The sequence below is a fragment of the Halomonas sp. DP8Y7-3 genome, from assembly GCF_019801675.1.
GTDB lineage: Bacteria > Pseudomonadota > Gammaproteobacteria > Pseudomonadales > Halomonadaceae > Halomonas > Halomonas litopenaei_A.
In genome coordinates this window covers 571,020-593,498 of the sequence record NZ_JAHVIO010000009.1, presented here as the reverse complement: position 1 = coordinate 593,498, position 22,479 = coordinate 571,020, and the positions used below count along the sequence as shown (strand labels likewise).

Genomic DNA, 22,479 nt, shown 5'->3' with positions numbered 1-22,479 from the left:
TGCGCCTAGTCCATCACCGGCGCCATCACGCCTGGTTCAAGGCGATGCCCGGCGTGGGCGAACACCGCTGGCAGGTAATCGGCCAGGGCATTGAAGCCGTGCTCCCCTCCGGGATGCAGCACCGCTCTGGCGCCGCGATAGGCCTCGAACGCATCGTGACTGTTCAATGTCTCGTCCTGGGTCACCAGCAGCAGCAGGTAACGCCATGGGGTCACGCTCTCGGGCGTCAGCTGGGCCACCTGGTCACGATGCCCCTGCTCGACCACGAAGCGTTCTCCGGTGTAGGCGTTCACAAAGCTCTGGCCCAGCATAGTATCGACCAGCCGCGCCGGGCGCACCGCCGGATTGACCAATACCGCCTTGAGCCCGTGTCGCTCGGCCAATACCGTGGCCAGAAAGCCACCCATGGAACTGCCCATGACCAGCGGCTGCTGCCCGAGACGCGACATCAAGGACTCGCCCAGTGCCAGCGCATCGACGGCGCGTGACGGCAGATCCGGGGTCTCGCAGGGCAGGTCCAGTGCGTCGCAGGCGGCCTTGACCAGGCGTGCCTTTGGCGACGCCCCGGCGCTATTGAACCCGTGCAGGTACAAGATGCCGGTGGCGACTGGCGACGTCTGAGGCGTCATGGGGCTCAGCATAACGGAAAACCTGTATAAATGGCCAGTTTACTGACAGGGCCGCCCCGCTGACCCACTGCGGGAGGCAGGGAACCAGCGGGAACTGTCATCGCTTCAGCGCTCCCGCGAGGCCTGCCAGGTTGCCTCGATCAGGCCTCGGGTGGAATCGTCCATATCATCAAGACCCTGACGGCCTTCAATGATGTCACGGGTCTCGTTGGCGATCTTCTTGCCCAGTTCAACGCCCCACTGGTCGAAGGGATTGATGCCCCAGATGGTCGCCTGCACAAACACCTTGTGCTCGTACAGCGCAATCAAGGCGCCCAGGGTTTCCGGCGTCAACCGCTCCAGCAGCAAGGTGGTAGAGGGCTGATTGCCACGATAACGCTTGTGCTCGGGCCGTGGGCCGTCCTCGGCAATGGCGTCATCACCCAGCATCAACACGCGCGACTGGGCAAAGCAGTTGGCCAGAGTCAGGCGGTGCTGACCCATCAGGTGCTCACGGGTGGCCGGATCCTCGACATCCTCGTAGCGCGCCAGGGGCGCAATGAAGTCACACTCCACCGCCTGGGTGCCCTGGTGCAGTAGCTGGTAGAACGCATGCTGGGCGTTGGGACCGAGCTGTCCCCACAGCACCGGGCAGGTGGAATAGTCCACAGTGTCACCGTCATTGGTGACCGACTTGCCGTTGGACTCCATCTCAAGCTGTTCGAGATAGGCGGCGAAGTACTCCAGTCGACCGTCGTAGGGCAAGATCGAGTGGGCGCGGATGTCCAGGAAGTTGTTGTTCCAGATACCGGCCAGGGCCAGCAGCACCGGCAGATTGTCGGCCAAGGGCGCCTTCTGGAAATGCACGTCCATGGTATGGGCACCGGCCAACAGCGCACGGAAGCCCTCCATCCCGATCACCAGTGCGATGGGCAGGCCAATGCCCCCCCACAGCGAGTAGCGCCCGCCGACCCACTCCCAGAATTCGAGCTGGTGGTCACAGGCGATGCCCCACTCGGCCATCTTCTCGGGACTGGCGGATACGCCGATGAAGTGCTGACGCAGTACCAGCTCATGGTCGACGCCTTCCTGGCGCGAGCCCACCAGCCGGGACAGCAGCCAGTCCCGCGCCGTATTGGCGTTGGACAGGGTGTCGATCGTGGTGAACGATTTTGACGACAGCACGAATAGCGTGGTTTCAGGATCGAAGCGCGTCAGGTAGTCGACCAGCTGCGAGCCGTCCATGGTCGAGGCGAAATGGACCTCCACCGGATGAGTCCCCTGAGGACGATAGTCGGCCAGGGCGTGGGTCACCATCAGCGGCCCGAGGTCGGAGCCGCCCACCCCCAGGTTGACCACATCACGAATCGGCTTGCCGGTGGCGCCGCGCCACTGCCCCGAGTGGAAGCGCTCGACCATGGTGGCCATCTTGTCCAGGGTGGCATGCACCGCCGGCACCAGGTCTTCCCCCTCGACCACCAGCGACGCATCGGCGGGCAGGCGCAAGGCGGTATGCAAGGCAGGCCGATCCTCGCTGATATTGACCTTCTCGCCGGCCAGCAGACGCTGAGTGGCTGCCGGCACCCCTGCCTCCTCGGCCAGGTGCAGCAAATCCGCGAGGGTGTCCTGATCCCAACGCTGCTTTGACAGGTCCAGCTTGAGGCCAGCCGCTTCCCGGCTGAAGGTGGCGAAACGCCCCTGGTCCTGACGGAACATATCGCACAGGTGGCGCTGTCCCACCTGTTGGGCCTTGTCCTGCAGGGACCGCCAGGCCTGGGTTTGGTCGATCGTCGGCATCTATCCTCTCCTTGGGCATAGTCTGGGGAGCGGCAGCCTTGGCTGCATCCATGTCACGTCTGCGACGGTTCCCCAGGTCAAAGGTGTAACGGGTCAGCGACGGCAGCTGCCTCATCGTGCAGCGCGGGCCCAGGACGCGTACAATCACAGCCCCCGAGCCCGACAACACTGGCAATCCATGAGTGACGCATCTTACCGTGACGCCATCTTTTCCACACCCCTGGACAAGGTAGCGCGCTTTTCGTTCGACGAGCGTGTCGTCGCCTGCTTCCCCGACATGATCCGCAGGTCCGTTCCTGGCTACGGCCAGATCCTTGGTATGCTGGGCGTGCTGGCCGAGCGCCATCTACGCCACGGCGCCCACGTCTACGACCTTGGCTGCTCGCTGGGCGCCGTAGGCCTGGCGCTGGCCGGCCAGCTTCCGCGGGACGCCTTCACCCTGACCGGTATCGACCTGTCCCCGGCCATGGTGGAACGGGCACGTCAGACCCTGGCAGAGGAGTGTCCCGAGCACGCCATCGAGGTCATCGAAGGGGACATCCGTCACATCGATTACCGCCCCAGCGGCATGATCGTGCTCAATTTCACGCTGCAGTTCCTGGCACCGGAAGATCGCAACGACCTGCTGGCACGGCTGTATCAGGCGCTGGAGCCCGGCGGCGTGCTGGTGCTGTCGGAGAAGATCAAGTCCGGCGACGAGCAGGACAACGCCTGGCTGGTGGAGCGCTACCATGATTTCAAGCGGGCCAACGGCTACAGCGACATGGAAATCAGCCAGAAACGCAACGCCCTCGAGAACGTGCTGATTCCCGATACCCTTGAGCAGCATCATCAGCGCCTGGCGGATGCCGGCTTCGGCCGCTCGCTGACCTGGTTTCAGTACCTGAACTTCGCCTCCATGATTGCCTTCAAGGAGGCTTGAGTGATCCCCGAGCATCAGCGTGATCTGTATCGCGCCTTCCTTGAACACTCCTTTCGCCACGCCGGCATGGGCACCTGGCTTGCCAGACTGCCCGAACAGTTTGCCAGCGGTCTGGACCGTCAGCGTCATGGCGACCTTCCCGCCTGGGAAAAGGCCGTGGCCAAGCTCCCGGCGCTACCCGACAAGCGCCAGGTCCACCTTGACCAGGACACCGTCGAGGTATCGCTTGAGCTGGATGAGAGCCGTCAGCGTCAAAGCGAGAGCCTGCTTCGGGCGCTGATCCCTTGGCGCAAGGGGCCCTACCGGCTGGCTGGCATCACCATCGATACCGAATGGCGCTCGGACTGGAAATGGCAGCGCCTGGCGCCGCACCTGGCGCCGCTGCGGGGCCGCAAGGTGCTCGACGTCGGTGGAGGCAATGGCTACCACGCCTGGCGCATGGCCGGGGCCGGGGCCGACTTCGTGCTGGTCATTGATCCATCGCCGCGCTTCTACTGGCAGTTCCAGGCCGTCAAGCACTTCGTCGGCGAGGCCGATGGCGGACGCACCCATTTCCTGCCGGTCGGTATCGAAGACGTTCCTGATCGGCTCGGCTTCTTCGACACGGTGTTTTCCATGGGCGTGCTCTACCACCGTCCATCACCGCTGGAGCACTTGATACAGCTACGGGACGCCCTGCGCCGCGGTGGCGAGCTGGTGCTGGAAACCCTGGTGGTCGAGGGCGATGAAACCCGCGTGCTGGTGCCGGGAGACCGCTACGCCGCGATGCCCAACGTCTACTTCCTGCCGTCGTCCAAGGCCTTGGTTGGCTGGCTTGAAAAGGTCGGATTCTGTGACGTGCGCGTTGTCGATGAGGGCCCTACCAGCCTGGACGAACAGCGCGCGACGGACTGGATGACCTTTCAATCACTGAATGATTTTCTTGATCCAGAGAACCCCCAACTCACCCGAGAGGGACATCCGGCACCACGGCGTGCGGTGATCATCGCCACCCGGCCAGCATGACCGACGGCAAGACGCCCTGCCGAGTCTATCGGCAGGGCGTCGTCATGCAGCACGCCATCGCGACTGCAGGTGTCAGACGAAGTCCAGCACCATGAAATGAGGGTTGTCGACCAGCACCTCCATGCGGGTGATGTCATCGAGCAGCACCAGCCGGTCACCTCCTTCTGTGCGCAGCGACAAGCACTCCTCATGGTCCTCATTGAACGAGGTGTCTACCGCTTCGCCCTGTTTTTCGACCCCACCCTTCAAGGAAAGCTTGACCGGAAAATGGTACAAGCAAGCAAGTTCAATATTATCGTAGAGATGGCAAGCCACCATGCTCATGCCCTCCCCTGTTGATCAACTCACCCAGGTGTTAACTCACCCAGGTATTAACTCACCCAGGTATCAACTCGCCTAGGTATTAACTCGCCAGTGTCGAGATCTGTGGATCACGTTGAGATTGCCGATATGCGTCGCCCTGTCGATGCCGTGACATGTGACATATCTCACATGCGAGGCATCCTGCCTTTGGTCTAGCCCAGATACCAGCGCGGCACCATTTGGTTGCACAAACCGCGTTAGTTTCACCGAAAAGCACGAGCCTTGCCGCTCAGACAGAGCGCTGGTATTGCGCCAATTCGAGCTACCATTCCTGATCCAGCGGATGCTTCCATCGGCTATCCAGAACGGGCATCCAGCACGGCCATCCCCGCACATAACAAAGGCTCCTGCGTCAGCACGCAGGAGCCTTGTTCGCACTGCCTTGACGGCGTCAGCGGTTCAGTAGGTCACGTACATCCTTGGCTTCCCAGTGGGGGAAGTATTTGCGAACCAGGGCGTTGAGCTCCAGCTCGAAACCTGCCCAGTCGACTTCCCCGACAGACGCGCCCTCGGCACTGGCGGCACCCCGAATCATGCCGGCGCCGACGGTGACGTTGGTCAGACGATCGATGACGATAAAGCTGCCGGTGCCGGCAATCTTCGCATAGTCGTCGATCGGCACTTCGGCCGTCAGCGCTACCCGGCAGCGAGCGATGGCATTGAGCTCAAGCTGCTGCGCCTGGTGACGCTCCAGGGTGTTGACGTCGACCTGGTAGTGAATCGCCTCGACCTGTCCGGACACGGCACGCCCGGCCATGCGGATATCGTATTGGCGACCAGGCACCAGCGCGTCGTCATGCATCCACACGATATCGGCGTCGAAGGCACTCGACAGGGTGATGTCGGCATCGGCTGCCACCAGCCAGTCGCCACGAGAGATATCGATCTCGTCTTCCAGGGTCACGGTGATCGCCTGCCCCGGATAAGCGTCATCCAGGTCGCCGTCGAAGGTCACGATGCGCTCGACCTTGCTGAGCTTGTTGGACGGCAACACCTTGACCGACTGGCCAGGGCGCAGGATGCCCGCCTCCAGGGTGCCCGCATACCCCCGGAAATCGAGGTTCGGACGATTGACGTACTGCACCGGGAAACGCAGGTCACTGAGGTTCTGGTCGCGGCTGACTTCCACCGTTTCCAGCAGTTCGAGCAGGGCCGGGCCCTGGTACCAGTTCAGGTTGTCACCGCGCTCGACCACGTTGTCGCCCTTGAGGGCAGACAGCGGTACGAAACGAATGTCCGACGCCGACAGCTGCTCGGCAAAGGCGCGATACTCGGCGACGATCTCGTCGAAGCGCTCCTCGGCGTAGTCGACCAGGTCCATCTTGTTGACCGCGATGACCAGGTGCTGGATGCCCAGCAGGTCAGCGATAAAGCTGTGACGACGGGTCTGGGTCTGCACGCCGTAACGGGCGTCGATCAGAATCACCGCCAGGCCCGCGGTGGAGGCACCGGTGGCCATGTTGCGGGTGTACTGCTCGTGCCCCGGGGTATCGGCGATGATGAACTTGCGCTTGTCGGTGGAAAAGAAGCGATAGGCCACATCGATGGTGATGCCCTGCTCGCGCTCCGACTGCAGACCATCTACCAGCAGCGCCAGATCCACCTCCTCGCCGGTGGTGCCCTTGGTCTTGGAGGCCTGGGTGATGGCCGCCAACTGGTCATCGAAGATCATTTTGGAATCGTGCAGCAGGCGACCGATCAGGGTCGACTTGCCGTCATCGACGCTGCCGCAGGTGATGAACCTGAGCAGGTCCTTGTTTTCGTGCTCGTGCAGATACTGCTCGATGTTGTCAGCAATCAGACTGGACTGGTGAGACATGCTGTACCCCTATGGGTGACCCGACGTCGCGCTGGACGTCCGGCCCTTGATCTGTCATCTGCGTCCTTGTCCCCGGTCACTGTCGGCCGGGTCAAGGCGCGTGGCTGCGTGCGGTCGGTGCCGTCGTCAGAAGTAGCCTTCGCGCTTCTTCTTCTCCATGGAGCCGGCCTGATCGTGGTCGATGGCGCGGCCGGAGCGCTCGCTGGTACGGGTCAGCAGCATCTCCTGGATGATCTCCGGCAGGGTCTGGGCCTTCGACTCCACCGCACCGGTCAGCGGGTAGCAGCCCAGGGTCCTGAAGCGCACCCACTTTTCCTCGGGCTGCTCGCCCTCGGCCAGGGGCATGCGGTCGTCGTCGACCATGATCTGCATGCCGTCACGCTCGACCACCGGACGCGGGGCCGAAAAGTACAGCGGCACGATGTCGATGTTTTCGAGATAGATGTACTGCCAGATGTCCAGCTCGGTCCAGTTGGACAGCGGGAAAGCGCGAATCGACTCGCCCTTGTTGATGCGAGCGTTGTACAGGTTCCAAAGCTCGGGGCGCTGATTCTTGGGGTCCCAGCGGTGATGCTTGTCACGGAACGAGAACACGCGCTCCTTGGCACGGCTGGCCTCTTCATCACGGCGGGCGCCACCGAAGGCAGCGTCGAACCCGTACTTGTCCAGCGCCTGCTTCAGCGCCTGGGTCTTCATCACGTCGGTGTAACCGCTGGACCCATGGTCAAACGGGTTGATCCCGGCAGCCTTGCCTTCCTGGTTGGTATGGACGATCAGCTCCATGCCCGCCTCTTCGGCCATGCGGTCACGAAAGGCGATCATCTCGCGGAACTTCCAGGTGGTGTCCACGTGCATCAACGGAAACGGCGGCGGCCCCGGATAGAAGGCCTTGCGCGCCAGGTGCAGCATCACCGAAGAATCCTTGCCGATCGAGTACAGCATCACCGGGTTGGAAAACTCGGCGGCCACCTCACGGATAATGTGGATGGACTCGGCCTCAAGCTGCTTGAGGTGAGTCAGTCGCTTCGGCGTAAGAGAAGCCTGAGCGGCTCTCTCGCGGGCTGGTGCGGAAAGGCTGGTCATGACCGGGACACCTCGCATGACGGAAATAAGGAAGATGCCAGCGAGGATACTGCGAAGGGAATAATAACGTAAAAGAATTAATAACTATCTTTTTAGAACCATAAGAACTTTTGCCCAGGCGCGCCCAACGACCAACTACGCCCAACGACCCTCTGCGCCCAACGACCATCAATGCCCAAGCAAGCGACACTGGACGTGGGCGCAGGTATGTCAGCAGCGTTGGCTACAGCTCGACCCGTTCCACCCAGGTCAGCCACTCCCCCCCTCGCTTCAGGTCTACCACGCGATAGCCTGGCCGGGACGCCTCATCCACGGCGAACTCATCGCTGCCAGGCAGAAACTGATCCGAGGTAGCCGGACAGGCATACACCTCCACCTGACCATCAGGCAGTGCCCTGGTGCCATGGAAGGCCTGGTGCACATGACCGCACAGGACCATCTTTACCTGCGGATATCGTCCCACCACGTCCCAGAAGTCATCGGCATCCTCAAGCCCCAGGGCGTCGATCCAGGCACTGCCCACGGCCATGGGGGGATGGTGCATGACGATCACGGTGGGACGAAGCTCCTGGCCTAGACGCTGGTCGAGCGCAGCCAGGGCATCCTCGCCCACCCGGCCGCTGGCCTCGCCCGGTATCTGGGTATTGAGCTTGAGCACTCGCCAGGCTCCCGCGTCGACCTCTGCCAGCACCTCTCGCTCTGCACTCATCAGCGCCAGGTCATCATGATTGCCGGGCAGCCAGAACCACGGACAGTCCAGCGCTGCCAGACGCTCTGTGGCCAGGCGGTACGCGCCTTCGGATTCATCCTGAGCGATGTCGCCGGTCACCATCACCAGGTCTGGCCGGTCCAGATCCACCGCGGCGATGACCGCCTCGAGCTGGCGAGCGGGCAGGCCCCGTCGGGAGCGAGCCATGGGATCGGCATACAGGTGGCAATCGCTAAGCTGGATCAAACGCATGGCAATGTCTCGACAGCCCAAACCAAGGAAAGCCCTCCGCCAGAAGGGCCAGCGCAGGGTCAGGGTATCGCAGACAGCGTCGAGCGCAAGCGATCGAGATCAGAGGTTGGGCCCGGAGCTGTGGTCAGGGCAGCTGAGGAAGGTCCAGGGAGTGGCCATGGGCCAAGCCGTGATCCAGCCATTCGCCGAGGAAGCGATTGATCTGCAGCTTTTCATCCGGCTGATGCATGTGCGCGTTGGGGTAGCGATAGCGCCCATCGAAATGCCGCCGACGCTGAAAGTCGGTGACTTCTGCCATGCGCACGTCGTGGTACAGGTGCACTCGCATGCGCGGGCTGTCGATGACACTGTCGAGAACGCCTTCCTGGGTCACGCGAACAATGGTGGTGTAAGGAGCCAACTCTTCGACGTGCAGACGCAGCGCGCCCAGGCGCCGCTCACCATTGCGCAGCTCGACGTCGCGAATCTCGCCCTCCTCCAGGTCACCCAGAAGCCGAGACAGACGGATGTAATTGGCGGTGCACTCGCTTTGCAGGGTGCGCAAGTCCGTTACATAAGCGCTGCGATGGGTCACGTTACCTCCTTGCTCTCAACGATGCGCGTTCGGCAGCCAACCAATGGAAACCGATCAGGCACATGGCGTTATCGAGTCGTCCCTGGCCGAGAAGTTCCCAGGCCCGCTGGAAGGGCAACACATGCACGCGAATATCTTCATGCTCTTCATCAAGGCCATGCACCCCGCCCAGCCCACGGGTGTCGACCAGCCCGCAGAACAGCGTCACGCGTTCGTCGCAGGCACCAGGACTAGGATAGTAGCTATGCAGCAGGATGAGGTCACCGACCTCGCAGCCCGCCTCTTCCAACGCTTCGCGCCGAGCCACATCTTCCAGCGACTCATCCTTGTCGACCAGTCCGGCCACGCATTCCAGCTTCCACGGGGTGTGGGGGTCTTGCAGCGCTCCCGCGCGAATCTGCTCCACCAGCACGACGCTGTCGCGCTCGGGATCATAAAGCATGACGCCCACCGCATCGTGACGACTGTGGACTTCCCTCACCACGGGCTCGCTCCAGCCGCCTTCGAACTTGCGATGGCGGTAGGTCAGCTTGTCCAGGCGGAAGAATCCCTGGTACAGGCAGTCCCGTGACACCAGCTCGACATCCTGAACGGTGAAGGGGGCATCAATGTGGCTCGTTTCCGGCATGGGGGCCTCCGCTGACAGATCGGCCCATTATCCGGATCGGTCATGGGCCCCACAAGGCGAGTCCAGGTGGGGCCTCCTGTCAAGGCGGAAAACAACAGGAAAGTCGGCGGGGTTCAGAGCTCGTTGAGCAGTGCGCGCGCCTCGGCCTTGAGCGCCTGGTCCGAGGCCTCGCGACCGGCGCGAACCGCGCCATTGATGGCCTTCTCCGCGTGCTGGCGGGCCTCGGCGTCGCGGCCTTCATCGGCCAGGTAAGCGGCATAGTAGTAGTTGACGTCCACTCCACCCGGGCGAATCGCCAGCGCGCGCTTGAACATCTCCTCGGCCTTGTCGTCATCGCCAAAGGCGACCGGCCAGCCCGGCGCGCGGTCGTACAATGCTCCCAGGGTCACGTAGGCCGAGCCTTCGAGGCCGTTGGCATCCAGTGCGATGGCCCGCTCCAGCGCGCGGCGCGCTGCCTTGGCGTTGTCCAGCGCTCCGAGCCCGCCCTTGGCCTTGGCCAGCGACGCCTCGATGATGCCCTCCCACACCAGCAGTTCGCTGACGTTGGGATTGGCCGAACTCAACGCCCGGGCCTCGGCAGCCAGCGCCGTCAACGGGGCTTCCTGGGCCGACAGGGCGCTTGAGGTGGTAACGCTCTCCCAGCGATTCTTGATCTGGTCGAGCTCACCCTGCCAGGCCAGCGCCACAGCGCTGGTGAGGCACGCGGACAGGGTGACAAGCGTCAGCGCCGTTGTGGCCAGCAGCCGTCGCGGACGTTGGCGCAAGGATGTGGATGGAACATCAGGCGAGGTGGAAAACAGAGTTCGTGACATTTGGCGGCTCCGGATACTGTTATTGTGATGCACCCTGATGCTGGGTGGTCATGGTGGGCGGCCGAACTGAGCGATCAGGCCAAGCATTCAGACCCAGCAATCAGGTCAAGCCATCAGGTCAAGCAATGGCGAGCACTGACCGGCTGGGGTGTAGCCCGATACGAGAGACCACATCGCGGTCTGGCGCCCTCCTCGAAATGTAACGAACGTTTGATTTATTCGCCAGTCGCATTCTGGCTGACCGCCCACTGCATCACTCTCCTGGCCTTTCCCCCACCACCCAAGGCGCTTGCGCGGCGGCCCAAGTCGCGGCACCCTCGTGGACCTTGTCTGTTTCAACGACTCACCGAGGATCGCCATGAAAGGCCGCAACATGACACGTTGGCGTGACCCGGCCAAGGACCCGCGCCAGGAACCCAAGAGCAACCTGATCACTCAGGAAGGCGCTGATCGCCTCAGGGGGATCCTTGACCATCTCAGCCGGGTCAAGCGACCACAGCTGTCGGCCAAGGTGGGGGAAGCGGCAGCGCTGGGGGACCGCAGCGAAAACGCCGACTACACCTATAACAAGAAGGAGTTGAACCGCGTCATCGGGCGCATTCGCTACCTGACCAAGCGCCTGGACGAGCTGCAGGTCATCGACCGACTTCCCGCCGACACCGACCGAGTGTTCTTCGGTGCCTTCGTCACCCTGGAGGACGAAGACGGCGAAGAGATGTCGCTGCGCATCGTCGGCCACGACGAGACCGATACCAGCAAGCGCTGGATCAGCGTAGATGCGCCCTTGGCCAAGGCCCTGCTGGGCAAGTCACTGGATGACGAGGTGACGGTGGCCGCGCCGGGCGGCGAGACCACCTGGTTGATCACCGAGATTCACTACCGCACGCCAGGCAAGACCGCCGGCCGCTGACCGAAGCTCACAGGGGCTTCAGCGACGCACCGCGCGGTACACGCGAAAGCGTCCGTTGTCGGCCAGGATCTCGAAGCTACCGAAGGCCCGCTCAAGAGGGTCGGCATAGGGCAAGAAGGCGTTGGCCACGAGGATCAGCTGGCCGCCAGCATCGAGATGGTCCGGCGCCTGCTGAATCAACCGGGCCGCCGGGCCGTAGTCGATGGACCGCTCCTGGTGAAAGGGCGGGTTACTGACAATTGCTGTGAAGCGCTGGCCGTCCAGCGCCGAATAGACATCGCTTTCCAGCACCTCCCCCGTCAGCCCGTTGGCCTTGAGCGTGCGCCGCGTGGCTTCTGCCGCAAAGGCGCTGACATCCACCGCCGTGACATCACGCCCCAGCTGCGCCATCCAGGCCGCCAGAATGCCGTCACCGCAGCCCATATCCAGCACCTTGCCCTGGGGTAGCTGCTGCTCCAGCTGTTCGATCAGCAGTTGCGTGCCCTCATCGAACTTGCCGTGGCCAAACACCCCCGGATGACTCGACAGCTGCAGGCCCGCCGCCTCGAACGAGGTCCAGACCGCTTCAGGATCTAGCGCCAGTGCGCTGGTGCGCGTCTCGAACAGCGAACAGCGGCGTGCGCTGTCGAGCTTGCGACAGCCCATGCCCAGCGCCGCCAGGACCTTGAGCACTCGCTTGATGCCCCCCTGGTGCTCCCCCACCAGCTGCAGCGGCGTGCCCTCGGGCAGGGTCCTACACAACCACAGCAGCCACCATTCTCCCAAGGCATGCGCCTTCGGCCAGAACAATACCGCCCCCGGGGGTGACGCAGGCCCCGTACTGAAGGGCGACAGCGCCGAACGCTGGCGCGCTTCCCAGGCGGCCCGCACCGAGACGTCAGCGCTGACCAGACAGCCCTCCCCGGCCTCCAGCCAGCTATCTCGCGGCGGCGCGACCCACCACCAGCCGCGATAGTCGGCGTCTTGACGCTCAAGCAGCTGGCATACAGCGGTATCGGCACTCATGGTGTTATCTCCTGACGCTTGGCGTCTGCCGGCAAGGGGCGGCGAAAGGTGTAAAGCAGATAGCGCCCCAGGCGCCAGTGCGGATCCATCTGGCAATAGCGGTGTTCCAGCGCCACCAGCTTTTCCAACTCTCGATCGTCCTGCGGGGGGCGACGTAGATAGTCGTGGAACACCCGGATACCGGCCGCGTCCTGACAGACAAGCCCTTCCTGCTCGGCCCATTCGGTGACCTGCGCATGGGTCAGGGGAGAAATCGGCGTCAGCCGCTGGCGTTGGCCCTTACCTTCCAGGCGATCTTCCAGCGCCTTGTCCAGGTTGCCCTTGACCACATTGGACAGCCTCAGCGCGTCGCGATTGAACACCATCAGTGACAGCTGGCCGCCTGGGGCTAACAACGAGGCCAGGTGAGAGATCGCCTCGCGAGGACTGCCCAACCATTCCAGCACCGCGTGACATACCACCAGGGGCCAGGGACCCGGCACCTCGCTGACCAGCTCCTGCAGCGGCAGCGGCAGATAGCTCGCCTTGTCGGCCGCCAGCTCGCGACCGGCTGCGGCCTGCTCGATTCCCGCCTGGGCCCGCTCCAACATCTCGGCAGAGGGCTCAGCCAGCGTTACCTGATGGCCCCGTTGCAGGAACCACTGCGCCTGCTGGCCAAGGCCAGCCCCGACGTCTAGCACCGGCTGCTGCGCCAACTCGAGCATCTCGGGCAGCAGACGATCCAGCAGGGACAGGCGAAGCTCACCGCGCAGGTGGCCGTAAAGTGAGGCCGAGAACTTGTCGGCCAGACCATCGAAATGGCGGTCACCGCGGGGCGACAGCGAAGAGGACGCTGCGGGCGTATCGACCGCTGGCGACGAGCAGGTCGCCTCGGACAGCGAAGCAGCGGGGCCGTGTGACGGTTGGGACATCGACAGAAACCAGTGAGATCGCACAAAAGGCGCATTCTACCGAGCATGGCAGGCGCTGGCACCCACCCACGCCCTTCACCGGGCAACTGCGGGTTTATCTTGTGGAGTCAGCCGCTTATAATGCCGCCCCAACGCCCTCTTAGCTCAGCAGGATAGAGCAGCCGCCTCCTAAGCGGCAGGTCGCAGGTTCGAATCCTGCAGAGGGCGCCATTTCAGGGTCCCAGGCGTTCCTTACGATTCCAAAAATCTCTGAAAAACCCCTGAAAGTCAGCTGTTTTTCTTCCCACCCCTTCCTGACACGTCCTTCCCAATCCGGCACCACAGTGGTATAGAACATGGTATATCCTCCTGTTCGAAGATGCTCGCTATACCACCATGCCGCTAACCATCAGAAAAATCGAGACAACCAAGCCAGGCAGCAAGGAAGTGACGCTATCTGACGGTTTAGGACTCGAACTCAGGATCTCCCCCAAAGGCCGTAAAGGCTGGCGACTTCGCTATACCCGCCCCAACGGTAAACGCAACATGATGAGCCTGGGTAGCTATCCCGACGTCAGCCTTGCCGAAGCCCGTGAGAAGCGCACCGATGCAAGACGCTTGCTGGACAAAGGGATTGATCCGGTGGAGCAGCGCAAACAGGAGAAGAGGGAGCTGCGATACGCCTCCGAGAACACCTTCAGGGCGCTGGCCGGTGAATGGCACGCCACCATGGTCAAACGCTGGAAAGCCACGTCTAAGCGTGCGCCTCAGAGCTGGAGTGCCCTGGAGAGCCATATCTTCCCCTTCGTCGGTGACTTGGCCATCGATAGCATCAAACCACTTGAGTGGCTGGAAGTCTTGCGTCGCCTAGAGGCCGCGGGCAAGTTCGAGCAGCGTCGTAAACTCCACTCGTTCTGCCGAGACATCTATCGATTCGCCATCATCACTGGTCGCGCCTCGTATAATCCCCTCTCTGACCTTGGCGCCGCCCTGGAGCGGCAGCAACGTCGGCACTTTCATCATATCGAGCAATCTGAGCTGCCAGAGCTCGTAGAAGCAATCGAGGGATACGACAAGAGCCCATTGGTCCGAATCGGACTCAAGCTACTGCTTTTGACGGCGGTGCGGCCGGGTGAGCTGCGACAGGCCAGATGGAAGGAATTCGACCTCGAGGCCGGCATCTGGAAGATCCCCGCCGAGCGGATGAAGATGGGCAGAGCGCATCAGGTCCCAATACCGACGCAGGCTCTTGATATCCTGAACGAGCTCATCGCTATGACGGGGAGCTACGTGTTGTTGTTCCCTGGACGCAATGATCCTCGCAAGCCCATTTCGGATGCCGCCTTTGGCATGGCGCTCAAACGCATGGGGTTCGAGGGTCGACATGTACCCCATGGGACCCGCCACGTCGTGGCCACCGGCCTGAAGGAGATGGGCTATCCCAGGGAGTGGATCGAAGTTCAGCTCTCACACAAGCTTCCCGGCATCGAGGGTGTCTATACGCACGCGGAACACATGGCACCCGAGCAGCGCCCTGCCATGATGCAGGCGTGGGCAGATCAGTGTTTCCCTAAATAGCCCTGGTCCAGCGATGTCGCTTGTATCCGTGCTCGACGCCTAACGCGGCTTCTTACATGCTCCAGAGCGATCCCCTGTTGTACCGGGTGGCCGGTACAACGCCTCCTCATGGCGCCCCTTGCATTTTCACCTCAACCTGAAAGCGACCTCGGGCAGCAACCCGGTAATCACACCACCCTAAGTCGCTACAGGAACGAAAATGTCCAGCCTACGTATTGAAAAACCGCCTTCCTTTGCCTTTCTGAATCGGGGTGACACCAGTACTCCAACGCCGAGAGCAGAAGACAAGCCAGGTGGAAGCTCATGCCCTCTACCCAGAAAAGCTTGCAAAAGTCACTGTCGCGCCCCTGTCAATAGCCTCAAGCCACTTTTTTTCGGACTTTTGGTTGTGGGAGAGGTCTCCCACACCGTGTGCTGCTCGTTTTCCTCACTTGATCTCGTCAAGCTGAGTATGTCCTGGGCAGCAGGTAGGGACCGAGACGTTTTTACCGACAGTCCTACCCAGCAACCAGCATGACAAAACGGCACCGTCCGACGATCAATTAGCAGCTTGGAAGAGGAATGCGGTATGACCGTTCGAACTACGGAATCCACATCGCGGTTTACTCCGGTGGAGCACCTTCACCTCGGCAATCGCCTTCTGCGACGGCGAGATGTTGAGCTCAAAACCGGAAAGAGTCGATCCGCCATCTATGCGGGAATTAGCAATGGCACTTTCCCTGCGCCGGTCCCTATCGGAGACAAAAGCGTAGCTTGGCTTGAGGAAGAGGTAGACGCCTGGATCGCCGCACGCATCCAGGAGCGCAATCAGAGCCTAGGCCAAGCCCAGGGCTTCAACCACCAACTGGAGGTATCCGCATGAGCCACTACGTCATCTCCTTGAACGGCAAATCCCTGGCTTTCACTGAGGGCGATATTCCGGCGATCAAGGAGGCACTGGACAATGCCTCGACCAACCATTGTTCGACACAACGATTCGCCCAAAGCGGATTGGTGAAGGTGACGCGGAGCTTTGCCACGGTCTCTTCATCGCTTGACCAACTTGGCGCTGATAGCCCGATTATCCAGACCGACTGCTAGCGCTTCCTAACTCAACAGCAAGAAAAGACGCTGCTCGGCGAAAGCCGAGTGGGTATGGGGGGCCTTTGCGCCCAAAAAACAGAAAACCCTTGCTGCGCGGCCACGCGGCAAGGGTTCAAGAGACATAGCTCATGACTAACGATACCACATATCTCGCCTGCAGCACGGGCAATCACTTGCACATGGATGGAAAGGCTGGCTATGATGCGATCACCACTGCAAATTCAGTGGTCGATCTTGGCGGATCGTTTCACTCTAGGCGCACAAGCGCCCCTTCCATAGCAGGCGCTATTTTTGTGCCCGCTATGCGTTATGGCGGCTGTGCGTGGAATGCCTTCGGGCATGCCGGTTTCCTAGAGTGCCGGTCCGCCAATCCGCGTACAGTCGCCCCCATTCGCTGCTTGGCGGCAGCCGGGGACGACTCCACAACTCTAGGAGTCACCCTATGGCATCTCGCCTGTTCCCTGCCCGCAATCCGTCTGCAAAGGCCTGCGCCCATCGCGCCATGGCCCGTGCAGCGCTCTTCTCAAACTCCAGCACCCGCACACGACTCAAGCGCTACAACCACCACATGCAGCAGGCCCTCCTCCTCGAGGCACTGGAGGTGCACCATGGCTGAGCATCTCGAGAATGGGCTGTGTCTGACAGAAACCGAATGCCTACTGATTGACCCTTCATCGGATCCCGAAACCCTTTACGACTCAGCAGAGCAACGCCTGGATGCCGTTAAGGATCTAATGTTCACACTGAGCTCGCTAGATGGTCGCCACGGGGCCCTGGAAGTCACCGACATTGCCAACCTCGCCGGTGTATCCCGGATTTTGCTGGCCGATGCGTCAGACCTTTTGGTGGCAGCACGCCGACAGGCAATGAAGAAATCCCCTCGCCGTGCAGGGGGTGGCCATGTCTGAAGTCATCGTCAAGATCCAGCAAGTGGCAGAAGCCGCTTTGGCCTATGCCGATACCCTAACCAGTGAGTGGCTGCCGGAAGGCAGCCGCCAGGGGAGCGAGTGGGTCGCCCGAAACATGACACGCGGTGATCGCTCGTGCGGCTCCTTTGGTGTTTCCCTCGACACCGGCAAGTGGAATGACTTTGCCGACCGCAGCGCTCATGGAGGAGATCTGGTTTCCCTTTACAGCTACCTGAACGGGTGCCGCCAGGTAGACGCGGCCATGGCCATCGACCGTCGCCTAGGATTGGGCGTCTTTCGCTGGCACGGACATGCCGGCAATCCTGACAAGACCCTCGCGCGCCACCAGCAGAACGTGGCCGATAGTCAGCGACAGCGACGAGAAGCACAGGACACCGCAAGGGCGCTTGCTCGTCAGGAAGCGATAGGGCACGCCAAGTCGGCATGGGAAAGAGCGCTCCCAGCCAGCCCCCTCCATCCCTACCTTACCAGTCGTCAGGTCCAGGCCTTCGACTTACGACAGTGCCACCGTGGCTCTCTGCTCATCCCCCTGTATGCCGGTGGCGAGATCGTCAATCTCCAACGCATCCTGCCCGACGGTACCAAGCGGTTTCTCAAGGGTGGCCAGGTCCAGGGCGCCTATGCGCTGCTCGGCAGGCCAGTTCCTGGTGGCCGACTGTTCATCTGTGAGGGATGGGCTACGGGTGCAACCCTGCATCACCTAACGGGAGATCCCGTCGTCTGTGCCATGCATGCCGGCAACTTACTGGCGGTGGCAAAATCCATGCGTACCGTCTTGAACGGCTCCCTTGATCTGGTAATAGCGGGGGACGATGATCGCCAGACCTCAGGCAACCCGGGCCGCCAGGCCGCCAATGACGCAGCTCTTGCACTCGGGGCACTGGTGCTCTACCCCGAATGGCCGGACGACTGCCCGGATAACCTGACCGACTTCAACGACCTCTACCGTTGGTATCAGGTACAACGGCGTGACGCAGGGGGTGGCCATGACTGAGAGCCAGTCCCCACTACGCCTGATCGGTCAACCGGCCGCGCCGCAGATTGAGCGTCTGGAGCGCCCTTCCTATGCAGTCTATGACGGCCCGATCAGTGTCGGTGGCAAGGTGTTTCGTGCCGGCACCTGGTTCCACGGCATCAAGCATTCCCACGGTGACGAGGCTGGCCAGCCCTTCGACTTGTGGATCTGCGGCCCACTGCATGTCGACGCTGAGACCATCAACAGCGATGACAGCAGCGTCGGACGACTATTGCGCTTTAAGTACCGCCACCGGGAGGTGGAGCACGTCATGCCGATGGAGGCGCTTGCCGGTAAAGGTGAAGAGGTCCTGAAAGCGCTGATGCGACAGGGTCTGGAGATCGACTACACCCATCGTCGCTATGTTCCTGCCTACATCGCCAGCCACCATGGCCTGGAGCGGGTACTGGCTACCACCACTCGACCAGGCTGGCATGACGCCAGCGGTGCCTTCGTGCTACCCGGTCGCATCATCGGCAGCGCAGACGTTCGCTATCAGGACAGCGGCAAGGGCGCGCTGTTGTTTACCGAACGAGGCACGCTGACCGGCTGGCAGACCGAACTGGCGCACTATTGTCAGGGCAATCCGGTCCTGATCCTGTCGGTCTGCTGTGCACTAGCAGGCCCTCTATTGGCCAAAGTGGGCGTCAATGGTGGTGGTGTTCACCTGGTCGGTGATTCCTCAAGCGGCAAGTCGCTGGCCCAGGCCATGGCCGCGTCGGTCTGGGGCAACCCTGGTGTGTTCGCCGCGTCCTGGGACATGTCCAAGGGCGGCATCGAGATCGAGGCCGCATCACGCAACGATACGGTATTGATCCTAGACGAGATCAAGCGTGCCGACCCCAAACGGGTGCAGGAGATGGCCTATGCCATCGCCAACGGAACCGGCAAGGGCACCATGACTCGCGAGCGCGAAGGACGGCCCAAGCTCTACTGGCGGGTGCTGGCCCTGTCCAGCGGCGAACGCTCGCTTTCTGAGCATGCCGCCATCTCGGGCAATACCGCCCATGCCGGCGCCGAACTACGCATGGTGGATGTCAATGCGGGCACTCGGACCTACCGCGCCTTCGACAACGTTCATGACATGACTGGAGCTGTCTTTCATCGGCGCCTTACCACCGCGGCTTCTCAGCACTTCGGGCATGTCGGACCAGCATTTGTCGAGCGGCTGGTGCAGGAGAAGGACCAAGAGCAGGTCTACCACCGCTTCACCGAGATCCGAGGACTTTTCGAGGCTAGCAGCCCCCAGGCCGGCCGCGTCGCTGACCGCTTTGCCATCATCGGTCTGGCGGGCGAACTGGCCATCACCTATGGGCTACTGCCCTGGCCAGTGCAGACCGCCGCCCATGCCTGCCAGCAACTCTTTCAGGAGTGGCTAGCCAGTGTGGGGGATGGAAATGCCGAAGATCGTCAGATTCTCACGGCCATCGCGGACTTTATCGCCCTGCACGGCGACAGCCGCTTCTCCGACATATCGGCAGAGTTGCCCAACCCGAATGTCCGACAGCGCGCAGGCTACTACGAGATCGAGGACCGAAAGCGGTTCTATCTGTTCAACCGCGCTTCGTTGGTCGAGGCCTCCAACGGCTATGGGCGCGAACGCATCATTCGCACATTGGAAACCTACGGTGTGCTGGCCAAGACCGACGCGGGGCGGCGGCAGAAAAACTATCGCCTGCCAGGAGGAGGAAGTACCCGCTTTTTCGTGGTTGACCCCGACAGACTCGATACGGAAAGGAGTAGCGCATGAGCCAAGGCAATTCTTCACATGAACCTGATTTTCATGGCAACACCGGCAACGGGGCAACAACCCATAAACCATGCGGCTTACAGGCGTTGCCTATAGATAAGAGAGGTGGCAACAACGGCAACACATCTCTTTCTATACCAGTACCTATCCCAATTTCTGTTGCCGATTCAAAAACACCGGCTACAGGTTGCCATTTTCAATTCATTGAAAATAAAGCGTTTTACCTCTGTTGCCACGTTGCCACTAATTTTCAAAACCAGACAGAGGAATATAAGGAAGGTGCAACGCAATCAATAGGCATTCGCAACTCTGTCCCGCTTGGCGGCCACGCTCCCTCTCTGGCAGGCGAACCGTCAGTCCTGTGCCAGGGCACCCCACTTTCAGTTTCCTCCTACGCCGGCAACCACTGATCGAGAACACACGATGACCACGAGACAAGCGCAACGCACCTATAGCTCAGCTACTCAGGACGACAACACCATGACAACCACAAACCAACAGCAATACCTAGCGGATCCGGTTGATCTCCTCTCGTCCATCAGGCAATTTCCAATCCCGGTGAGCGTCAAGGTACTCAACCAGGAAAAGGCATCAGCACGTCTAGACCAGGCCATCAACGACTACCGCGAAAAGCGAGACGAGCTTGCCAACACCAACGAGACTCTGGAGAAGTTACGCAAGACGCATCGAGCTCTTCTAGAACAGAGCAAGGCTGCTGAGAAGGCATGGAAGCAGGACTTCATGTCGAGCCATGGCAAGCAAAGCAAAAGCGTCCTCGAGCAGCAAAAGCAACAAGCTGAGTCACGTGTGCAGGCAGAGCAACACGAGGACATGATCCGCCTGCTTGAACCCAAGGTCGAACAGCTGCAACTGCTAACCGCACTCGCTCGTCAGACATATGAGTCAGCGGCTCAAGCAGCCAAGGAAGTGCATGCCTACAGCGCGCTGTTACAGAACATGCAGGAGCTGGCCACCGCAGAACAAGCACAAGCAGTGCGCGATTGCCTTGAGCCGATGTTCGAACACGTCGCTATCGAGACCTGCAACGACCCGCTGTACATGGCCCAATTCGGCATCGATACCAGTAAGCGGCTCGGGCGAGGATTCCTCAGTCATCTCAACCGAGAAGAGACCCAGCAGGTCGACCATGACATTGAGCAGAGACAGTTGGCCGCTATCGGTGCTCTCTTCCTCAAGCTGCTACCGCTACCTCATCCCAGCGATAAGCAGCAAACAGTGATCCCAGCGCTGAGCTGTGAAATACCGAAAGATGCCATCCAAAACAGCATGGCGACCGTAAGACGACTGAAGGAGCTGGAGGCCGCTCTGGCAAGCGTTTCAGCCTAAGGGCAGTTACTACAAGCTCCCTACCCATCAACCCCGCCATACGGCGGGGTTGATCCGTTTCGGGCCCTATCAAAAGCGCAGCCCTGGGCGTCCTTGAGTAACCAGCTCTCCTGGCTCACCAGCGCCCAGTTGCCACCATCCCCCTCCTCACCCGTCCGCCACCCTGGCGCGCTGTCGACACCCCTCCCCGCCTGCGCGCTAAACCCGTCGGTTTTAATGCACTCATGCGCTGGCCACCAACACGCACCACTACTAAGCTCTGCCAGTGATAGAGGTACACCAGAACTCATGCGGAATCATGCGAATTTATGATGAGGATGCGACGCGTTGGAGTAGCGTCAGTAGCGGAAAGGGTAAATCTGTGCCAAGTTCGCAACAGTATGGTCCCACAAAGACCTGACTGGTCCGGAGGCTGCTTGCGACCCAAAGCGGCCTCTTCGGCAAAGACGGTAGGATTTTATATTCAAATATAGGATTGGCAGTCCGATACCTGTAGAGAGAAGAGATATGACTTCAATATTTGGGTGGATTCTTCTTGTCCTGGGACTTGCCGGAACTATGATCAACGGTCCGGTATACATACGGATAAAATCGAGCGCGCGCCGTATACGCCGAGAGTCAAACAACGATAGCGACACTTTCACACAGGCGTTGCCCTCAGTAAGCGAGTATTTCGGAGGGCTACTGGTCCTGTCACTAGTGTTTTTGTCACTGGGAGCGTTCTTGGTACTTCGGTAGCACGGAGAGAACATGACAATAGTGGGCGTCATCTTAATAATTATCGGCGCAAGCTCGCTGATCCAGTCATTCAGGAAGTATGATTCGATGAACGAGATCTTAAAGGCGGGACGAGATCCAGCATCGCTCCAATCGTCGATCTGGTCGCTTAGGCTAATTGGAACGGCGACTCTAGCTGGAGGATTATACCTTGTCGTATAGAACCTCTAACAAATGTCTTAAGGCGACTGATTTACGTTTCACTCAACCCAGCACCTTGGTCCTGCGTTGTATATTATGAAAATTTTAATGGCCGATCTTGGCTGAGGCTGTGTGAAAATATTTTTGGAAAGTTATGGCTGTCAAAAAATGATTAGCAAGTGTGTGCTCTCGTTCACTCAAGAGTAATTGCACAGCGAGAAAACTATCCAGATTTCGCTTACGAACGCCATCTTCAAGACGGCCTATGGGTTTTCACACAGCAGGGGGCGGTAGCGGAATTTCTGTGCAGATGCAATATAGCAGTTGACATAGCATTAATTCGTCATTCATAGCTAAAGCCCTGGGCGGAAGGTTTTAATCAAGATGTTCTTCGAACAGGGGGAGTATTTTCCAACCCTCACGGCAAGAATGTGGACCCATAATCTCACAATTAGACACGTCCCCAAAAGCATGTAAGTAGA

23 protein-coding genes and 1 tRNA gene are annotated in these 22,479 nt (G+C 60.7%); 13 read left to right on the top strand and 11 right to left on the bottom strand.

Going from position 1 to position 22,479, the window contains the following annotated elements; all coding sequences use genetic code 11:
• Nucleotides 1-5: 5 nt before the first annotated feature.
• Both KUV86_RS12340 and pgi read right to left on the bottom strand, forming a co-directional pair.
• The gene (locus KUV86_RS12340; protein WP_222484963.1) at nucleotides 6-641 is read right to left on the bottom strand and encodes a YqiA/YcfP family alpha/beta fold hydrolase; all 636 of its coding nucleotides are present in this window, start codon (nucleotides 639-641) and stop codon (nucleotides 6-8) included.
• Nucleotides 642-734: 93 nt separating this feature from the next.
• Nucleotides 735-2,405 carry a glucose-6-phosphate isomerase gene (pgi, locus tag KUV86_RS12335; RefSeq protein WP_222484962.1) on the bottom strand — a complete coding sequence of 557 codons (1,671 nt, stop codon included), beginning with the start codon at nucleotides 2,403-2,405 and terminating at the stop codon, nucleotides 735-737.
• A 178-nt stretch (nucleotides 2,406-2,583) separates the two neighbouring features.
• On the opposite strand from pgi, the gene cmoA reads away from it, so the two are divergent.
• The gene (cmoA, locus tag KUV86_RS12330; RefSeq protein ID WP_206941022.1) at nucleotides 2,584-3,327 is read left to right on the top strand and encodes a carboxy-S-adenosyl-L-methionine synthase CmoA; all 744 of its coding nucleotides are present in this window, start codon (nucleotides 2,584-2,586) and stop codon (nucleotides 3,325-3,327) included.
• On the top strand, nucleotides 3,328-4,332 hold the full coding sequence (gene cmoB / locus KUV86_RS12325; RefSeq protein ID WP_222484961.1) for a tRNA 5-methoxyuridine(34)/uridine 5-oxyacetic acid(34) synthase CmoB: 1,005 nt from the start codon (nucleotides 3,328-3,330) through the stop codon (nucleotides 4,330-4,332).
• Between the two features lie 72 nt (nucleotides 4,333-4,404).
• On the opposite strand, the gene KUV86_RS12320 is transcribed toward cmoB, so the two are convergent.
• From KUV86_RS12320 to KUV86_RS12290, 7 genes are all read right to left on the bottom strand, one after another.
• The gene (locus KUV86_RS12320; RefSeq protein ID WP_222484959.1) at nucleotides 4,405-4,656 is read right to left on the bottom strand and encodes a Rho-binding antiterminator; all 252 of its coding nucleotides are present in this window, start codon (nucleotides 4,654-4,656) and stop codon (nucleotides 4,405-4,407) included.
• A 430-nt stretch (nucleotides 4,657-5,086) separates the two neighbouring features.
• Entirely contained in the window at nucleotides 5,087-6,514 is a 1,428-nt protein-coding gene (gene cysN / locus KUV86_RS12315; protein WP_206941025.1) for a sulfate adenylyltransferase subunit CysN, read from the bottom strand.
• A 126-nt stretch (nucleotides 6,515-6,640) separates the two neighbouring features.
• A complete protein-coding gene (gene cysD, locus KUV86_RS12310) occupies nucleotides 6,641-7,597 on the bottom strand; it encodes a sulfate adenylyltransferase subunit CysD (RefSeq protein WP_222162835.1) in 957 nt (318 codons plus the stop codon).
• A gap of 223 nt (nucleotides 7,598-7,820) precedes the next feature.
• Complete coding sequence (locus tag KUV86_RS12305) at nucleotides 7,821-8,558, bottom strand: metallophosphoesterase (RefSeq protein ID WP_222484956.1); 738 nt, start codon at nucleotides 8,556-8,558, stop codon at nucleotides 7,821-7,823.
• A gap of 124 nt (nucleotides 8,559-8,682) precedes the next feature.
• Nucleotides 8,683-9,132: a DUF1249 domain-containing protein gene (locus tag KUV86_RS12300; RefSeq protein ID WP_206941031.1), complete on the bottom strand. Its 450-nt coding sequence runs from the start codon at nucleotides 9,130-9,132 to the stop codon at nucleotides 8,683-8,685.
• 1 nt (nucleotide 9,133) lies between these two features.
• Entirely contained in the window at nucleotides 9,134-9,760 is a 627-nt protein-coding gene (locus KUV86_RS12295; protein WP_206941033.1) for an NUDIX domain-containing protein, read from the bottom strand.
• 113 nt (nucleotides 9,761-9,873) lie between these two features.
• Nucleotides 9,874-10,572 carry a hypothetical protein gene (locus KUV86_RS12290; RefSeq protein ID WP_261397623.1) on the bottom strand — a complete coding sequence of 233 codons (699 nt, stop codon included), beginning with the start codon at nucleotides 10,570-10,572 and terminating at the stop codon, nucleotides 9,874-9,876.
• Nucleotides 10,573-10,930: 358 nt separating this feature from the next.
• Here KUV86_RS12290 and greB point away from each other — a divergent pair, with 358 nt between their 5' ends.
• Nucleotides 10,931-11,482 carry a transcription elongation factor GreB gene (gene greB, locus KUV86_RS12285; protein WP_206941035.1) on the top strand — a complete coding sequence of 184 codons (552 nt, stop codon included), beginning with the start codon at nucleotides 10,931-10,933 and terminating at the stop codon, nucleotides 11,480-11,482.
• Between the two features lie 18 nt (nucleotides 11,483-11,500).
• Here greB and KUV86_RS12280 read toward each other — a convergent pair whose 3' ends face one another.
• A complete protein-coding gene (locus tag KUV86_RS12280; protein WP_222484954.1) occupies nucleotides 11,501-12,487 on the bottom strand; it encodes a methyltransferase in 987 nt (328 codons plus the stop codon).
• On the bottom strand, nucleotides 12,484-13,398 hold the full coding sequence (locus KUV86_RS12275; RefSeq protein ID WP_222484953.1) for a methyltransferase domain-containing protein: 915 nt from the start codon (nucleotides 13,396-13,398) through the stop codon (nucleotides 12,484-12,486). The genes KUV86_RS12280 and KUV86_RS12275 overlap by 4 nt, the downstream gene beginning before the upstream one ends.
• Before the next feature lie 133 nt (nucleotides 13,399-13,531).
• Here KUV86_RS12275 and KUV86_RS12270 point away from each other — a divergent pair.
• The 10 genes from KUV86_RS12270 to KUV86_RS12225 all read left to right on the top strand — a co-directional run bounded on the left by KUV86_RS12270 (nucleotide 13,532) and on the right by KUV86_RS12225 (nucleotide 21,079).
• Nucleotides 13,532-13,608: transfer RNA gene (locus KUV86_RS12270), tRNA-Arg, on the top strand.
• 165 nt (nucleotides 13,609-13,773) lie between these two features.
• A complete protein-coding gene (locus KUV86_RS12265) occupies nucleotides 13,774-14,955 on the top strand; it encodes a tyrosine-type recombinase/integrase (RefSeq protein ID WP_222484952.1) in 1,182 nt (393 codons plus the stop codon).
• Between the two features lie 568 nt (nucleotides 14,956-15,523).
• Complete coding sequence (locus KUV86_RS12260) at nucleotides 15,524-15,817, top strand: helix-turn-helix transcriptional regulator (protein ID WP_222484951.1); 294 nt, start codon at nucleotides 15,524-15,526, stop codon at nucleotides 15,815-15,817.
• Nucleotides 15,814-16,035, top strand: a complete 222-nt coding sequence (locus KUV86_RS12255; protein WP_222484950.1) for a hypothetical protein — start codon at nucleotides 15,814-15,816, stop codon at nucleotides 16,033-16,035. The genes KUV86_RS12260 and KUV86_RS12255 overlap by 4 nt, the downstream gene beginning before the upstream one ends.
• Before the next feature lie 445 nt (nucleotides 16,036-16,480).
• Nucleotides 16,481-16,654: a hypothetical protein gene (locus KUV86_RS12250; RefSeq protein ID WP_222484949.1), complete on the top strand. Its 174-nt coding sequence runs from the start codon at nucleotides 16,481-16,483 to the stop codon at nucleotides 16,652-16,654.
• Complete coding sequence (locus KUV86_RS12245; protein ID WP_222484948.1) at nucleotides 16,647-16,946, top strand: hypothetical protein; 300 nt, start codon at nucleotides 16,647-16,649, stop codon at nucleotides 16,944-16,946. The genes KUV86_RS12250 and KUV86_RS12245 overlap by 8 nt, the downstream gene beginning before the upstream one ends.
• Nucleotides 16,939-17,961, top strand: a complete 1,023-nt coding sequence (locus tag KUV86_RS12240; protein WP_222484946.1) for a toprim domain-containing protein — start codon at nucleotides 16,939-16,941, stop codon at nucleotides 17,959-17,961. The genes KUV86_RS12245 and KUV86_RS12240 overlap by 8 nt, the downstream gene beginning before the upstream one ends.
• A complete protein-coding gene (locus KUV86_RS12235) occupies nucleotides 17,954-19,732 on the top strand; it encodes a DUF927 domain-containing protein (RefSeq protein ID WP_222484945.1) in 1,779 nt (592 codons plus the stop codon). Before KUV86_RS12240 ends, KUV86_RS12235 begins: the two co-directional genes overlap by 8 nt.
• Nucleotides 19,729-20,142 (top strand): hypothetical protein, encoded by a 414-nt coding sequence (locus KUV86_RS12230; protein ID WP_222484943.1) that lies wholly within the window; start codon nucleotides 19,729-19,731, stop codon nucleotides 20,140-20,142. Before KUV86_RS12235 ends, KUV86_RS12230 begins: the two co-directional genes overlap by 4 nt.
• Before the next feature lie 70 nt (nucleotides 20,143-20,212).
• Complete coding sequence (locus KUV86_RS12225; RefSeq protein WP_222484942.1) at nucleotides 20,213-21,079, top strand: hypothetical protein; 867 nt, start codon at nucleotides 20,213-20,215, stop codon at nucleotides 21,077-21,079.
• The last annotated feature ends 1,400 nt before the right edge of the window (nucleotides 21,080-22,479 follow it).